Below are 16,943 nucleotides of genomic sequence, written 5' to 3'. Positions count from 1 at the left end.
AGGGGATACTCTGGCCTTTCCATGGGGGACATCTTTATTCTGAAAGGTCACTCAGCTTCACAGCAGCACCAGAACGTGCTGACAAGGTGGATGCTTCCATCAAACGCGTCAAATCAAGTGCGAGCTCAATGTTCTCTTTCGCCTTCGTTCCATTCTGAATGTGGGATACCCATTGCTCAAAAGCAGACGGCAGCTTAGGTAAATCTGTCACCACTTGCCAGCCTGTTACGGCTTCCCCTGTCATTTGGGAGCTGCGAATGCGTAATTTATCATCGGTTCGGGAATACATAAGATTACCCTCTGTTCCCTGGATCTCCAGGTCGAATTGTGAATAGCTATTGACGAAGCCAGCTTCGACAATACCTAGCGCACCACTAGGATAACGTAACGTGGCTACAGCGCTATCCTCAACTTCACGATCAGTGATATAACCGAAGCTAGCACTTACGCTTTCAGGTAAGCCTAGAAACAAGCGAGTTAGGTACATCGGATGACAGCCTAGATCCATCAGGGCTCCGCCGCCGGTTTGCTCTAAGTTAAAGAAATGGGAGGGGAGTGCGCCATCTGGATTTTTCTCCGTTCGCAAAGCACCGTTATGAGCAAGCCTGATGCGAACGGTTGTTAAGGTGCCCAACAGTCCATCGCGAATGAGGTTTAGCGCCGATTGTGTAAAGCCCATATACAGCCGCGGTAAGGATACGGTTAGCTTGACTCCCGTTTCCTCAACAACAGCAAGGATTTCATTACATTCTTTCGTGGTGGTTGCCACGACTTTTTCGGTGAAAATATGTTTACCCGCTCTAGCGGCTGCAGTAATCACCTCATGATGCCTATTGGTTGGCGTAACCACGATAACGCCGTCTATTTCGGGATTACTCAACAGTTCTTCCAAATTCCCGTAAAAGGTAACACCGTATTCCTCTGCCTTTTGCTGTCCTCGTTCCTGGATTTCATCCCAAACAGCGACGATTTCGGTATCCGGGTGTTCAACTGCCATACGTGCGTAATCTTTGGCATGGACGTGCCAAAAGCTTAACATCGCTACTCTAATCATGGTTCCACTGCCTCTTTTCCGATGATTTAGTCAAAATAGACAGCTTTCCCAGTTCTATTCGATTCATAGATCGCTTCGAGAATCTCGGAAACAACACAGGATTGTTCTGGGGTTACGACAGGCTCTGTATCATTGATAATGGCATTGATCCATAAACGAATTTCTTTATCCTGCATCGTTTCTTTCTTACCTTCGTAGAAATCCGCGCCTTTCGCTTCGAACTGCATTTGGTTCACATAGAGGCGGCTATGCTTTTCGCCATTAATGCGCAAGCCATCCTGCATATCCGCGCCACCTTCAGTCCCGCAAAGTGTCGTTTTCGCTTCCTTCGTATCTAGTGTATTGAGCGCCCAGCTCGCTTCCACCATAATCGTTGCGCCATTCTTCATAACGATCATAGCAAATGCTGAATCTTCAACTTTGAATTTCTCCGGATCCCATGGTCCCCAAGAATTAGCGGCATTTTCTTTGCGTGACAGTTTATGATAAGCGGTGCCAAGCACCACCTTAGGTTCGTAGTTATTCATTAACCAAAGCGTTAAATCGAGGGCATGCGTACCAATATCGATCAGCGGCCCGCCGCCTTGTTTCTCTTCATCTAGGAAAACTCCCCATGTTGGGACCCCACGTCTGCGAACAGCATGCGCTTTAGCAAAATAAATTTCGCCCAAATCACCATCTTCAATAACTCGTTTCAGATGTTGGCTGTCAGCGCGGAAACGGTTGTTGTAGCCAATCGTTAGTTTCTTACCTGTACGTTTAGCAGTTTCCACCATACGGCGGGCATCTGCCGCTGTTTTCGCCATCGGTTTTTCACACATCACATGCTTACCTGCTTCCAAAGCAGCAATCGAGATTTCGGCATGTGTATCATTTGGTGTACAAATGTGTACAACATCAATCGTAGGATCTGCGAGCAATTCGCGGTAATCGTCGTATACTTTGGCACCCGGTGCGCCAAATTTCTCAGCTGCCTTCTGTGCACTTTCAGGGAATATGTCAAAAAATCCAGTGATTTCTGCTTGTTCAACTTTACTCAAGCTAGGCAAATGTTTCCCCGTTGCAATACCGCCACATCCAATGATGGCTACTTTAACCTTGTTCATAGTGGTTCCTCCCATGCTGTAACCCTTAAATCTGATAATCAAAGAAGATGCTGGACAACGATGAGATACCTGAGTGGTCAGGCATCCCTAATCGTTATCCAGCTCCTTCATCAAGAATGAATTATTTTACTGTTTCCATTTGTTGTTTCGCAATTGCCATTACATCTTTGGCAAGGAACGCTTTATCTTTATTTTCTGAGTACCATTTGTTCATGAAATCTTCGAGTTGCTGACCGCCAGCTTTCGTCCAAGCCGCTTTTGCATCTTGAATAGCTTGATCTGCTGAGTATTTGGAACCACTTAGAATCGCCTTAACGAAGAGGTCGCCTTTTTCTTTCAGAATCGTTGTGTTAATCACTTGAAGATCTGCGTTATACACCGGCATATGATCGCCAATCGCGATACCAGGGTATTCTCTTGTCGGGTCGAAGTACAATTTTTGAACTTCTTTATACATATCATAAGCTTTCTTTTGTGCAGGAATTTCAGTATTTACGCCGCTCAAGACGAAGCTGCATTTATCCTGTCCGAGAGAGTAAAACATATCATAATCTCCCGCATAGCCTACTTCATTTTTATTCTTAGCTACATCAATTGGTTGCGGACAACCATTAGGACCTTTCTTCCAGTGCACGCCTTCATCACCATTGAAAATCTTACTAGCCGTTTCTGGCTTCATCATGAAGTCAAGATAGCGACCAACAGCCTCTGGATCTTTGGCTTTTGCATTTACAACCGTTGTCATTTGAACTGGGTTATCAATGGCACCGGTAAATGTCCCTAACGGTGATTTCGGATAGCCTAATGGTGCGATTTCTGCTGTTGGCACATTTTTCTGTAAAGTAGCCATGTCATTCAAAACAAATTCATTCCAGCCGCCAGTAAACTTAACGTAGATACCGACCTTACCATTTAGGAAGTCCTGCTTCGCTTTCGCGCCGTCTTTATCATTGATGTAGTCTTTGTCGATAATGCCATCTTCGTATAGCTTTTTCTTGAAAGTAAGGGAGGCAAGCTCTTTGTCCCACGCACGAACTACTTTGCCGTCCTTAATATCCCAAGCCAATAGGCTGGCGGATGAACTCTCACCAAACATTTCATTGATCGCTTGTTCCGAATATGTGCTCATGTTCAGACCATACGTATCTTTCTTACCATTACCATCCGGATCTTGGTCAGCAAACGCTTTCGCTACAGCATATAATTCATCCGTTGTTGTCGGCATGGCCAAATTCAGCTTTTTCAACCAATCGGAACGAATCAGTAGAATATGAGCGGGTACAGCTTCTTTTACTTTTCCAATTTCATAAACTTTGCCGTCAGGCTTTGTTCCAGCTTTTTTCAGCTGAGGATACTTGTCTAGCAGCTTTTGATATTCAGGCATATATTTCAGAATATTATCAATCGGCATCAGCTGCTTTTGATCATACAAGGAGCCACGAAACGGCGTGCTATATTCATTGATGATATCTGGTGCTGAGCCGGATGCGAATAGGACATTTAATTTCTTCACAGAGTCGCTTCGCAGGACTGGGACGAATTTCACATTCTCAGGACCATTTTGGTTAATGTACTTGGTCCAGCGATTTTCTTCATAAGTTCCTTCTGCAGCAGGCACTCCGCCACGATCATACATGGTTGACGTCACATCTCCACGTTTGACTACTGCTTTTTCACCTGAACTAGTTGTTGCTGGTGTTGTTGTTGTTTCTTTCTTGTCATTGCTGCAACCAACTAACGTTGCTCCTAGCGCTACAACCCCAACTGTCATCCCAAGCCATAGTTTCTTATTTGTCATGTTCATTTCCCCCTGCAAAATTTTATTATAACGTTTTGTTAAACGGGAATACCGATTTGATCAACCCTTGACGGATCCAAGCATGACACCCTTGACAAAATACTTTTGCAAGAAAGGATAAACAACTAACATGGGCACAACCATTATAACAACGCCTACAGCTTTAACCATTTCCGTAGCGACCTGTGCCTGCTCCTCCACATTAAGTGAAGGTGAATTCAACAGATCATTCTTTTGCAGCATCCCTTGGACGACGACGGTTAAATTCATCAAATCGCTCTTATTGATGTACATAAGCACGTTCATAAACGAATTCCAGAAGCCAATTCCATAGAACAGAGCAAGTGTAGCCAACATAGGCAGCGATAGTGGAAGAATGATACGAATGAGAAGTGAGGTATCGCTACAGCCGTCTATACGGGCTGCTTCTTGCACCTCATAAGGAATATTCTCAAAATAACTTTTCATCAGCAGCATATTGTACGTACTAATGAATCCGGAAAGCCATAATGCCCAATAGGAGTCGATGAGATGCATACTCTTAATAACGAGATAAGTGGGAATTAATCCACCTGAGAACAGCATTGTGAACACCATACCCAGAACAAGATAACGTCGACCAATCAGATACGATCTGGACAACGGATATGCTGCTAATATGGTACCTAATAAACTAAATGCCACTCCCACAAGCGTAATGATCACACTATTTTTAAAGGCGCTAAACGCGGGACTAGCAACAAAGAATATTTTGTAAGCCGTGAATTCCAACCCTACCGGCCAAAAGAAGACATGCCCTGAATCTACAGCTGAACGTTCACTTAGCGATAGCGCTACGATATGGATAAACGGTAGAATACAAGTTAAGGCTATTAATCCGAGTACGATATAGTTGATGGTATAAAAGATGTTTTCACCCCTGGTCGCTTTCATGCAACCCCTCCTCTCCAATGCTGCCTTACATGATGCTTAAGCTCTAGAATAATGCTTGGTCAAACTTTTTAGCGATACGGTTAGCAATCAGCACGAGACTACAACTTATGATGGATTCAAAGAATCCCATGGCCGTTGTTAGACTAAACTGTGAACTCCCTAGGCCTATTTTATAGATGTAAGTACTAATAACTTCCGACACGTCAGAAACCCCGGCGTTCTGCAAGTTGTATACTTGATCAAAACCAACCTCCATAATTTTACCCATTGCTAAGATAAGTAATAAAATAATGGTGTGTCGAATACCCGGAATCGTGACATGCCACATTTGCCGCCATTTCGCAGCCCCATCCATCGCAGCAGATTCATACAGAGAAGGATCAATGGTCGTTAGTGCTGCTAAATAAATAATCGTACTGAATCCCATTTCCTTCCAAATGCCGGAACCAATAAAAATAGCTAACCAAGATTTGGACTCGTAGAGAAAGTTCATCGGTGCAATATTGAACAACTTAAGCACCTTATTAATTGAACCATAATCCGTTGCGAATAAAGATAACACGATCCCGGAAACTATAACCCAAGAGAAGAAATGCGGTAAGTAGATGATGGTTTGTACCCATTTTTTAAACCAAGATCTTCTAACCTCATTTAGTAAAATAGCTAGAAATATGGGCATCGGGAATCCGAATATTAAGCTTAGAAAACTCAACCAAAACGTATTCCAAATAATTTGCAGTGTATTCGAGCTAGAAAACAAAAGTTTAAAATTCTTCAGTCCCACCCAGGGGCTGTGCAATATCCCGTCAGAGAAATTGTAGTTTTTGAAAGCGATAACAAGTCCACCCATAGGCCAGTATTTGAACAGAATATAGTAAGCGATAACAGGGACTAGCATGAGAAACAAAGGAATGTTTTGCTTCAACCTACGTCGTCGTTTTAGCTGCAAGGCTTTTCGTTCACTGATGGCATAGTCGATGATAGGAGTTTCAATAGTATTTCCATTCATGTATGCTTCACTCCCTTACTTCAATCTTTATAAATCTATAATAAAAGTTTTCAGGTAAAAAACCCTTAAAATATTATAGAAGAAACTATAAATTCATTGGGTCATTTCTAGCGGATTTTCTATAAAAAAACTGCTTCCCCCTAAGGGAAAGCAGTCTTCACTTCCTATGAACATCACTTCGCCGGAGAGGCTGTAGAATGCCTGATAATTAATTCCGGCGGCATGACAACGCGCTGTATGGCCTGTGATTTCTTCTTCAGCTCGAGAATCAGCAGATCGACGACTTTCTTGCCCATGGGCTCTATCGGCTGCGCAATTGTCGTTAGCGGTGGATCCGTTACTGAAGCAAGGATCGTATTATCAAATCCAATGACAGAGATGTCTTCAGGAACACGCAACTTTAATTGTTTAGCAGCTTGTAAGGCGCCAATGGCGAGCATATCATTACAGCAGAAAAGTGCGGTTGGCCTTTCGGCTGCGGGTTTCTCCAGGAGTTCAATTGCCTCACGTTTTCCATCTTCTACGGTGTAACGACAGTTACGCACTCGCTCTTCAGAGAGCTTAATACCCGCTTCCTCCAAGGTGGTTATGAATCCTTTTACCCGCTCACGACTACTGGAAACTTTGGCGTGTTCTGCAAGAACTGCCATTCGTGTATGGCCTAGCTCCAACAGATGCTTAGCTGATAACGTGCCGCCAACAAAATCGTCAACAACGACGGTGTGCACAGCTAAATCTGGCATCTCCCTAGCAATCATGACAACTGGAATAGCTCGTTCCATGAGCGGTGTAAGCATATCCTTATTATCCATCCCGGTGCCGATAATCATACCGTCAACGCTTTTTTGCTGAAGTAAGGACAAATATCGCTCTACGCGTTCGTCCTTATTATCCGTGCTGCATATGACAAGACTGTAGCCCAAATTATGGCCTTGATCCTCAACTGCTCTAGCTATTTCTGCAAAAAAAGGATTTGAAATATCAGGGACCAGCAGGCCTAGTGTATATGTCTTTTTACCTGTAAGTGCCGAAGCGATAACACTGGGCTGATAGTTCAGCTTTTCCATCACTTTCATAATTTCAGTGCGCCGTTCTTCGCTAATTTTGCCCTTTCCGTTCATGACCTGCGAAACCGCTGCAATGGATACACCGGCCTCTCGGGCCACATCGTAAATGGTTGCCTTCATCCTACTACCCCATTTTTCTTGAAGAATACATTTATTCCCCATTATGACGGGGCTTTTGGAAACTTGCAACCGCTCTACGATTCGCTTGGTTTGGTCATGATCCAAGCATGATCAGGGTCATTGTGGAATTTCCATGTCCGGGTAGGCCCTGCCATGACATTCAAATAATATACATCATAGCCAGGAGGCGCAGAAACGGGATGATAGCCGCGCGGAACAAGCACAGCTTCTCCGTTTTTGACAATGAGCGTCTCATCCAGAGAACGATCATCCGTGTAAACCCGTTGAATCGCAAAGCCGTGCTCAGGTTGAATATTGAAATAATAAGTTTCTTCCAATAATGATTCCTCAGGCAATTGGTCACGATCATGCTTGTGCGGAGGGTAGCTGGACCAGTGTCCATTCGGTGTAAACACTTCGACAACAAGCAAACTATCCGCTGGCTCGCTCTCAGGTAAAATATTATGAATATAACGCTCAATATTGCCATAACCGCGCGTTTCTACGCCTACTTGCCCAGGAGCAATCAAGCGTGAACGATGGTTCCCCGCGCCAGGGGCTGAGCAAACAGCCAACTTCAGGGACGTTAAAGCGGTCACTTCATAGCTATCGTTATTCGTCACATAGACAGAATAAGGAGGAATTTGCTCAAACACGCTCATCCGCTCGCCAATATGAAGCCATTGCTCTTCCTTCGTATGAACGTTAGCTTTCCCGCTCAACAGCACGAGGCAAACTTCCTGATCAGCGGTTTCGCGTTTCAGGGTTTGTCCTTCCTCGAGTTGTACAACTTCGAAGCCAACATACTGCCATCCGGCCGATTCCGGTGTGACTTGTAAGATGCTCCCTTCCTCACTCGGAGAAGTTGCAGGTGTTACAATCAAATTGGACATCGTAACGTCTCCCTCTCTCATTAAACTGTTGAAGTTTGTTTGAGCAATTCCAGCGCCTCGCTCACTTTCACCGGGCGTCCTAAGCGAGAAGACAGCTTCGCGGCTAACGCGATCCGCTCTGCTTGAACACCGTCATCGCCGTTGACAGGTACAATTTTATCGTTCAAAATCGCATCGATGAACATTTGCGTTTCTTCTACATATGCAGCTTGGTAGCGCTCAAGGAAGAAATGCAATGGCTTATCGCTCACGATCGCGTCTGCCGTTGCGATGACTGCCGTGTTGGGATGATCGTTCGCAACCGTAACACTGCCTTTAGAGCCGAATACCTCGACACGTTGATCATAGCCATATACAGCTTGACGACTGTTATCAATAACACCAAGTGCGCCATTCGCAAAACGAAGCGTAACAACTGCTGTATCTACGTCGCCATGCTCTGCAAAAGCCGGGTTAATGAGGACATTCCCCGCAGCATAAACTTCCTCAACCTCGCTGCCAGATACGAATCGAGCCATATCAAAATCATGAATCATCATATCCATGAAGATCCCGCCAGAAACTTTGATGTAATCCTCATGAGGCGGATTAGGGTCGCGAGAAGTGATTTTAATAATGTGAGGATCGCCGATCCCGCCGCCTTGCACCACTTCTTGAACACGCTTGAAGTTATGGTCAAATCTGCGATTAAAGCCAATTTGCAGCTTCACGCCTGCTTTTTTAACTTCAGCAATCGCCTCTTCGGTTTTCGTGATATCCATAGAGATCGGTTTTTCACAGAAAATATGTTTACCAGCACGCGCTGCTTGTTGAATCAACGGGACATGCGTATCTGTGGATGAACAAATAAAAATGGCATCAATATCTGGATGAGAAATAAGTTCGTTGCTATCCTTTGTCACGATGGCGATGTTACGTGCTGCTGCCCATGCTTCCAGCTCAGGCCCTGCAAACAAATCACTCACCGCGATAATTTCAACTTGAGGTGTCCGAAGTAAATTGTCCGCGTGGATCTTACCAATTCGGCCTGCACCGATAATTCCGATTCTGATCTTTTTCATCCTACATTCCCTCCCGCTTTACCTGCACTGCCGAATAATTGAATTTTGGCCCTCACCGATGCGATGATGGCTTCCCGCGCTGGAATTAAGTAATTCCTAGGATCATAAGCCTCAGGATGCTCATTCAAAAATGTGCGAATCGCAGCTGTGCAAGCGATTTGATTATCTGTATTCACATTAATTTTGGCTGTGCCGCAAGCAATGGCTTGACGAATTTCATCGTCTGGAAGACCGCTTCCGCCATGAAGTACAAGCGGCAGACCTGTCAGATCTCTAATTTCAGCCATCCGTTCAAAACCAAGCTTAGGCTGTCCGCGATACGGACCGTGTACCGATCCGAGCGCAGGTGCTAAACAATCGATGCCTGTTTCCTTGACCAATTGCACACAATCCTCAGCAACCGCGTACATACCTTCCGCTTCATCCACGACCAGATCATCTTCACGTCCGGTAATCCGACCAAGCTCCGACTCCACGGTAACACCGAGTACATGCGCTGCTTGCGTCACTTGACGCGTAACTTCGATATTGTGCGCAAGAGAGTGATGCGAAGCATCGATCATGACGGAGGTAAATCCGGCATGCATCGCTTTGATACACAAGTCATAGGAACTGCCGTGATCCAAATGAAGCGCGACTGGCACGGTAATGCCATAGTGCTCAATCAATGCTTTGACCATGCCCACGATGCAAGGAAGCCCACCCATATAGGGGATGTAAGCTTCACTAACCCCAAGAATCACAGGTGCTTGTTCTAGTTGGGCAGCTTGTAAGATCGCCTGCGTAAATTCGAGATTATTCAAATTAAACTGACCAACTGCATACTTGCCATCTAAGGCTTGCTGCAGCATATTTTTCATCGAGACGAGTGCCATGATGTTCTCCCCTTTCTGGCGGAAACTCGCTGTTACCAGCGAGCCGTGACCATCTTTTTACGTGTATAGAATTCCACGCCATCCGTACCGTTGGCATGCAAATCGCCGTAGAATGATTTTTTCCAGCCAGAGAACGGGAAGAAAGCCATCGGCGCAGGTACACCAAGATTTATGCCAAGCATCCCGGCATCAATGGTTTCGCGGAATTGACGTACGTTGCTGCCATCTTGGGTAAACAGGCATGCCCCATTCGCAAATTCGGAACGATTGGAAAGCTCGATCGCTTCCTCCAGTGTTGCAACGCGAACAATGGAAAGGACAGGAGCAAAAATTTCATCTTCCCAAATTTTCATCTCGCATTGCACTTGATCGAAAATCGTCGGCCCTACGAAGTAGCCCGCTTCACCCGTCGCAGCGTCTTTACGACCATCGCGGACCATAATCGCGCCTTCTTTTTCTCCGATCTCAATATATTTCAACGTACGTTCCTTATGCCCGCCACGAATGACTGGACCTAAGAACACGCCTTTATCATTTCCGTTGCCAATCGTAATGTTATCCGCCGCTTCAAGCAGCTTGCTTACGAGCGTATCCGCTACATCACCTACCGCTACCACGACGGAGCATGCCATACAGCGCTCACCTGCTGAACCGAAAGCAGCGTTCGTGATTTCCTTCACCGCAACAGACAAATTCGCATCTGGCATTACGATAGAGTGATTTTTCGCGCCTGCAAGTGCTTGAACGCGTTTCCCGTTGGCAGCAGCTGTTTTATACACATACTCAGCCACCGGCTGGGAGCCAACGAATGAAATGGCTTTAATATCTTTATGTTCGAGAAGGCCATTGACCACGTCATGTGCCCCATGAACGATGTTAAGCACACCAGCTGGTAATCCAGCTTCATGGAATAGCTCCGCCAATCGGTTCGCCAAAAACGGCGTACGTTCCGATGGCTTCAATACGAATGTATTGCCACAGGCAATCGCGAGCGGGAACATCCAGCAGGGAACCATCATCGGGAAGTTAAATGGTGTGATTCCACCGATAACACCAATCGGATAACGGTACATACCGGATTCAATATTAGAAGCAATATCCGGAAGCTGTTTGCCCATCATAAGGGAAGGTGCGCCAGCGGCGAACTCAACACATTCGATGCCGCGAAGCACTTCACCATAAGCTTCGGAGTAACTTTTGCCGTTTTCTTTCGTAACGATCCTTGCAAGCTCTTCCCAATGATCAACGAGGAGTTGTTGGTATTTGAATAATACGCGTGCTCTCTTCGGTACAGGTGTGCGGCTCCATGATTGAAAGGCTTCTTGCGAATTACGAACCGCTTGATCTACTTCTTCTTTTGTCGAAATTGGAATATAAGCTAGAATCTCTTCTGTTGCAGGATTATAAACAGGATCCGTTTGTGTAGAGGTTGATGCGACCCATTCGCCGCCAATCCAGTTTTTCAATGTATGTGTCATATCGTTAACGCTCCTTTTGGTTTCATAGTATTAAGAGGCTGTAATTTCTCCGCGATTGCAACGTTCGATGTAATCATCCACTTGGTCAGCAGTTGGCATGGCATCCGAGCAACTATGGCTTGAAATGACAATACAAGCAGCCGCGCTTCCGTATTCCATGCTTTTCTCCAGCGTCCAACCTTGCATAACGCCATAGATAAAGCCTGCTGCATAAGAATCACCGGCTCCAAATGTCTTAACTACCTTCGCTGGGAAGCTCTTCGCGCGATGACCAACACCATCAGGTGTATATGCGATAGAGCCTTCTTTCCCGTGCTTGATAATGACAATCTTGGCTGAGTAGTCGAACCATTTGGCAGCTGTGATATGATCATCCTTTTCCGGATTGTGTTCGAACTTCTCCATCATATCGAACTCTTCACGCGTACCGAGAATGATATCGCATTTCTCAGCAGCCAAGTTATAATATACAGCCGTCTCTTCCGGCGATGTCCATGTGTAAGGACGGTAATCTAGATCAAATACGATAACAGCTCCGTGTTTCTTAGCATAATTCAGCGCTTGAAACACCGCTTCGCGTGAAGGACTCTGAGCTAGCGCCGTTCCGGAAATCAACAATACTTTCGCACCAGCAATCAGGGATTCCTGAACCTCATCTGGCGTTAACTTCAAATCAGCAACGTTATCGCGGTACATCAAGATGCTGCAATCTGTCGGGCTTTTGATCTCGGTAAAAGCTAACCCAGTCACAGCGCCGGTACGATCTGTTACCACATTGCTTGTGTCAATCGCATTGCGCTGCAAGTAGTCAGCAATGAAACGGCCCATTTGATCATTGGCAATTTTGCCGATAAAGGCTGTCTTCATCCCTAATCTGGACATGCCGATCGTAATGTTTGCTGGCGATCCGCCAACATACTTCGTGAATGTCATCGTCTCTTCCATTGGGCGATGAATTTCGTTTGCGTTCAAATCAATACATAATCTGCCGATGGCTACAAAATCTAGCGCTTTCGCTTCTGGGAAAGTCACATAGGTCATGGTTGGATTACCTACTTTCTTTGATTAATAACGAATGTATATAATTCAGTGCGTTTTTCGCGTATTCATACGGATTGTGTGCAGCCGGGTCTTGCTCGCCTTCGAGCATCGCCCACCCTGTATATTCTCGAGCCAATAACTCCTTGTAAATAGGAGCAAAATCAAGGCATCCATCCCCTGGAACCGTAAACACACCTTTGCGGATACAGGTTACAAAATCAACCTGCTCGGCGCGCGCTTCATCTAGCACGGCTTGACGAATATCTTTCAAATGAATATAAGCGATTCGGTTGTAATGTTTGCGCAGTACGGTCAACGGATCGCCACCGCCATAGTAGGTGTGTCCTGTATCAAAAAGCAGATAAACCAAGGACGGATCGGTCAGCTCCATTAATTTATCGATTTCTTCCGGTGATTCAACAACTGTTCCACCGTGGTGATGATAGGTCAGCTTCAGACCATATTCTTGCGCAATCGCTCCAGCTCGGTTCAGCCCTTCAGCCAAGCTCTGCCAGCCTGCTTCGTCGAGGCGAAGCACTTCTTTCTCGTTCGGAGTACGACGCGGGTCAAAATGGAGCGAACCCCCGACTTCCGCTGTAGAAATTACCGTGCTGCCCATTTCCTTAAGGAATTGTGCATGCTTGCGGTATGCTTCCAGCTCTTGTTCTCTATAAGTTGGGTCCGAGAAGAGGACCGATTTCCATTGCGATACGAGGCTGATGCCACGCGCGGATAGCTCTTTCTTTAGCACCTCAATATCAGCCGGATATTTTCGGCCCATCTCGGTGCCAGTCAATTCTAGTCGCTGTATATCATCTACGATTTGCTCAAACGTGGTATCAGCGCCATGTTCCTTGACGTCTTCACCCACCCAATTAATCGGATGAATGCCTAGCTTAAACGGTAGTTCTTTCATCGTTAGGTCACCTCTTATCGTTAAATGGGCTTAGCCGCTTGGATATTTTTCTTCATTTCTTCATGAGCTGCGACCACTTTCGCACTCTCAGAAACCTCCGGTACGCCAACCTGCCACCAAGACTCATAGCCACCCGTGTTCGTTCCAGGCACGACAGGAATTTCAATTAGGGTAGTCACTGTTTCTTTTTTTGCTTGAAGTAATGCCGCCTTGAGCTCATCAGGATTGCTTGCTTTATAAGCCTTCGCGCCCAAGCTGCGAGCATGTGCTGTGAAGTCAATCGGCATGTAGCCTCCTGTCAGCTTACGTGTACTCTCATCACGATAACGGAATTCATTTCCGAAGCCATCGCTTCCTTGACTGCGCTGCAGATTATGAATGCACTGGAAGCCATGATTATCGAACAGCAAGATCGTGAATTTCTGACCCTCTTGTAAACTGGTTACCATTTCCGAATGCAGCATCAAGTAACTTCCGTCCCCGACTATCGCATAGACCTCGCGATTCGGTTCTGCTAATGCTGCCCCGAAAGCACCACTCACTTCATATCCCATACAAGAGAAGCCATACTCCATATGGTACGTTTTGGGCTCCGTTGATCTCCATAAGCGGTGTAAATCGCCGGGAAGACTTCCCGCTGCGCAAACGACAACAGAGGAGGGATCAATCGTTTCATTGATAACACCTAACGCACGTGTTTGAGCAAAACCTTCCGCACACTCCGCTTGATATAAGCGGTCTACTTCAAGATCCCACTCGGCTTTCAAAGTGGTTAGATACCCCTCTTCGTAGCTGCTAGCATACTGATGGGATCGCAATGATTCGCCGAGCAAGCTTAGTGCTTCCTTCGCATCAGCTGTAATGGAGATGCCGCCTAATTTCGAAGAATCAAAGCCGCTGATATTGATATTAACGAATTGCACATCGTCATTAGCGAACGCCGATTTAGAAGCTGTGGTAAAGTCGGAATAGCGAGTTCCTACCCCGATAATCAGGTCCGCCTGTTTCGCCAGCTTATTTGCTGCGAGTGTTCCTGTTACGCCAATCGCGCCAACATTGAGCGGATGATTCCATTCCAGAGCGCTTTTCCCTGCCTGCGTTTCTGCTACAGGAATACCGAACGATGCTGCAAATTCCTTCAGTTCTTTCGTCGCTTCCGCATAAAGTACACCGCCGCCTGCAATAATTAACGGGCGCTTCTTGCCGAGGATTAACGCCGTAGCTCGATGAATAGCTTCCTTTGTAGGTTGGCGCCGATCGATATAGTGAATCATCTTATCGAAAAAGGCTTCCGGATAATCGTAAGCTTCAGCTTGCACATCTTGAGGAAGAGCTAACGTCACTGCTCCTGTCTCAGCAGGATCTGTTAGTACCCGCATCGCCTGGGTAACTGCACTCATCAACTGTTCAGGGCGAACAATCCGGTCCCAGTATTTACTCACTGTTTTGAAAGGGTCCGTAGCTGATACTGTGTAATCGCTCGCGATCTCGAGCTGCTGCAGTACAGGGTCAGGCTGTCGTGAGGCAAAATTATCTCCCGGCAGAAGTAGAACTGGAATACGGTTGACCGTCGCAGTTGCTGCTGCCGTTACCATATTCAGTGCACCAGGTCCAATTGAGGTTGTGCACGCATATATTTGTTGACGGTTCTTTTGCTTCGCGAAAGCGGTTGCGGCATGGACCATACCCTGCTCGTTCTTGCCTTGTATGTAAGTAAGGTCACCCGCACTGCGCTCCAACGCCTCCCCGATTCCCGTAACATTGCCATGGCCGAATATCCCCATGACACCTCGAACAAATTTAGTCTCTTGTCCATCCACGGAAATGTATTGTTGGTCTAGAAATCGCAAAAGTGCTTGTGCCATTGTAAGTCGAATTGTACGCATGATAATCTCCCTTCGCTCAAAGGTTAAGCGCTTAATCCTTGAAAGTTAAACACTTAACCAGTTGGGTTAAGCGCTTAATCCGATAATACAACATATTTATTTCAATCGCAATGTCTTTTTTTTACATTGCATTTAACACATGCTTGGCACTATGGCGAAGTCTTGCCGCTTCTATATTCTTTGGGTGACATCTGGAATTGCTGTTTGAATACATTCGTAAAATAATTGGGCTCATCAAACCCAATAGCAGTCGCAATTTCAAATATTTTCATATCCGTATTCCGAAGCAGTAAAGCTGCCTTATCCATACGGACACGGGTGACGAAGCGTGTGAAGCTTTCACCTGTAGTCTTCTTGAAAACGACACTGAAATAGCTCGGATTTAAATGAATATGAGTCGCGACATCCGTCAAGCGGCATTCCTCATTATAATGTTCCTCGATGTATTTGATAGCTCTTTCGATCACATTATCACTTTTGGAAGCCTGCCACTGATTAAATTGGAGCAAGAAGTGCTTCACTTGCTCGGCAGCCCAGTCAAGTACCTCTGTAGAGGTCCAATGACTCTGTGGCATTTCATTCGGAATCCTGGCTAGCGCATGGTTGTCCTCAGGATCAAATTGCTTCTGTATCGTTCCATGTAAGGCAATCGAAAGTGACAACGCTCCAATTCTCATTTCCTCTGGCGACGTACGGCCTAGCTCCGCGAGTACACGATTCAATAGAACCTGAAGGCTGTCCTCTTGACCGACAAGGATCGCCGACATAAGCCCAACTTCCATTTCTCTGACCTTTGCCTGATTCAGAGAAAGCATTAATCCAGATCCAGCCTCACTGCCGCTCACTGCAGGGATTCCAATCGGATCGGAAACGGTACCTTTCGTTAGCAGATATAGTTCCGCCAGCTCATGAGCAGAAGGTGCAAGACCCATGGAAACCATACCCGTACGAATTTTCAAATATTCCAATGAGGCAGAAGGAATCGCATCCTTCAGACTCTCTTCGACTTGATGTAATTCTGTTACAAGTAGAAAGGTGTCATGCTCCACTAATAGGAGTCGCGCTTCCAGTCCCGCTCCCTTCACCAGCTCTTCGACAATATTGGAGAAGGCAAACTGAAGCAAACTTATGTCTCTTTTTCCATTCGCTCTATTCGCTAAATCTTCATTATTCAGGTGCAACAGCCACAATTCCTTACCGGCTAGAGCTTCGTTCAATGCCGTAATCGTGCTCATCTCATACGGCAGGTCTAACAAAACAGCTCGTAGCTCTAGATCTTGTTGCAGCTGCAATTGCAATTGCTCTTTCTGCTGCTGCGCATACTTATCATAAAACCGCTCGGATGCTTTATTCATAATCTGACGTACGTCATCTTCTGTGCATGGCTTAATCAGAATATCCAGCGCACCAAGCCGTACAGCTGCTTGTGCATATTCGAAATTCTTGTATCCGGTCAAAATGATAACAATCATATCGGGGTAACTCTTTCGTAAATGACCTACAAATTCGAGTCCATCCATGATGGGCATACGAATATCCGTAAGAACCAAATCAGGCTTAAGCTCAGATAGCATCGCCAAAGCATCCTGCCCATTGCCGGCCTCGCCGACCACTTGCCAGCCCAGATCGCCACCTTGCAGCATCTTTATTAGCCCTTTTCGGAAATTCAGCTGATCTTCCACAATCAATACTCTTCCGCTTCTCAT

General features: G+C 45.9%; 14 protein-coding genes. All 14 read right to left on the bottom strand.

From position 1 onward, the window contains the following. Window positions 1-34: 34 nt before the first annotated feature. The 14 genes from AC58P7_RS02235 to AC58P7_RS02170 all read right to left on the bottom strand — a co-directional run bounded on the left by AC58P7_RS02235 (window position 35) and on the right by AC58P7_RS02170 (window position 16,943). Window positions 35-1,054 (bottom strand): Gfo/Idh/MocA family protein, encoded by a 1,020-nt coding sequence (locus AC58P7_RS02235; RefSeq protein WP_497339770.1) that lies wholly within the window; start codon window positions 1,052-1,054, stop codon window positions 35-37. A gap of 26 nt (window positions 1,055-1,080) precedes the next feature. Continuing rightward, window positions 1,081-2,160, bottom strand: coding sequence for a Gfo/Idh/MocA family protein (locus tag AC58P7_RS02230; RefSeq protein ID WP_497339769.1), 1,080 nt, complete (start codon window positions 2,158-2,160; stop codon window positions 1,081-1,083). A 121-nt stretch (window positions 2,161-2,281) separates the two neighbouring features. Then, window positions 2,282-3,958 (bottom strand): type 2 periplasmic-binding domain-containing protein, encoded by a 1,677-nt coding sequence (locus tag AC58P7_RS02225; protein WP_497339768.1) that lies wholly within the window; start codon window positions 3,956-3,958, stop codon window positions 2,282-2,284. Between the two features lie 60 nt (window positions 3,959-4,018). Continuing rightward, on the bottom strand, window positions 4,019-4,891 hold the full coding sequence (locus AC58P7_RS02220; protein ID WP_497339767.1) for a carbohydrate ABC transporter permease: 873 nt from the start codon (window positions 4,889-4,891) through the stop codon (window positions 4,019-4,021). Window positions 4,892-4,934: 43 nt separating this feature from the next. Continuing rightward, the gene (locus AC58P7_RS02215; RefSeq protein WP_497339766.1) at window positions 4,935-5,900 is read right to left on the bottom strand and encodes an ABC transporter permease; all 966 of its coding nucleotides are present in this window, start codon (window positions 5,898-5,900) and stop codon (window positions 4,935-4,937) included. A gap of 173 nt (window positions 5,901-6,073) precedes the next feature. After that, window positions 6,074-7,087, bottom strand: coding sequence for a LacI family DNA-binding transcriptional regulator (locus AC58P7_RS02210; RefSeq protein ID WP_497339765.1), 1,014 nt, complete (start codon window positions 7,085-7,087; stop codon window positions 6,074-6,076). 74 nt (window positions 7,088-7,161) lie between these two features. Then, the gene (iolB, locus tag AC58P7_RS02205; RefSeq protein WP_497339764.1) at window positions 7,162-7,980 is read right to left on the bottom strand and encodes a 5-deoxy-glucuronate isomerase; all 819 of its coding nucleotides are present in this window, start codon (window positions 7,978-7,980) and stop codon (window positions 7,162-7,164) included. Between the two features lie 20 nt (window positions 7,981-8,000). Then, the gene (gene iolG, locus AC58P7_RS02200; RefSeq protein ID WP_497339763.1) at window positions 8,001-9,041 is read right to left on the bottom strand and encodes an inositol 2-dehydrogenase; all 1,041 of its coding nucleotides are present in this window, start codon (window positions 9,039-9,041) and stop codon (window positions 8,001-8,003) included. Beyond that, window positions 9,038-9,916 carry a class II fructose-1,6-bisphosphate aldolase gene (fba, locus tag AC58P7_RS02195; RefSeq protein ID WP_497339762.1) on the bottom strand — a complete coding sequence of 293 codons (879 nt, stop codon included), beginning with the start codon at window positions 9,914-9,916 and terminating at the stop codon, window positions 9,038-9,040. Before fba ends, iolG begins: the two co-directional genes overlap by 4 nt. A 32-nt stretch (window positions 9,917-9,948) precedes the next feature. Further along, window positions 9,949-11,394 (bottom strand): CoA-acylating methylmalonate-semialdehyde dehydrogenase, encoded by a 1,446-nt coding sequence (locus tag AC58P7_RS02190; protein WP_497339761.1) that lies wholly within the window; start codon window positions 11,392-11,394, stop codon window positions 9,949-9,951. 30 nt (window positions 11,395-11,424) lie between these two features. After that, window positions 11,425-12,435 (bottom strand): 5-dehydro-2-deoxygluconokinase, encoded by a 1,011-nt coding sequence (gene iolC, locus AC58P7_RS02185; RefSeq protein ID WP_497339760.1) that lies wholly within the window; start codon window positions 12,433-12,435, stop codon window positions 11,425-11,427. A gap of 7 nt (window positions 12,436-12,442) precedes the next feature. Then, entirely contained in the window at window positions 12,443-13,351 is a 909-nt protein-coding gene (gene iolE / locus AC58P7_RS02180; RefSeq protein ID WP_497339759.1) for a myo-inosose-2 dehydratase, read from the bottom strand. Window positions 13,352-13,371: 20 nt separating this feature from the next. Next, entirely contained in the window at window positions 13,372-15,237 is a 1,866-nt protein-coding gene (iolD, locus tag AC58P7_RS02175; RefSeq protein WP_497339758.1) for a 3D-(3,5/4)-trihydroxycyclohexane-1,2-dione acylhydrolase (decyclizing), read from the bottom strand. Window positions 15,238-15,386: 149 nt separating this feature from the next. Next, a complete protein-coding gene (locus AC58P7_RS02170) occupies window positions 15,387-16,943 on the bottom strand; it encodes a response regulator transcription factor (protein ID WP_497339757.1) in 1,557 nt (518 codons plus the stop codon).

The sequence above is a fragment of the Paenibacillus sp. J22FR5 genome, assembly GCF_059691975.1.
This window is presented reverse-complemented; position numbering and strand designations above follow the sequence as displayed.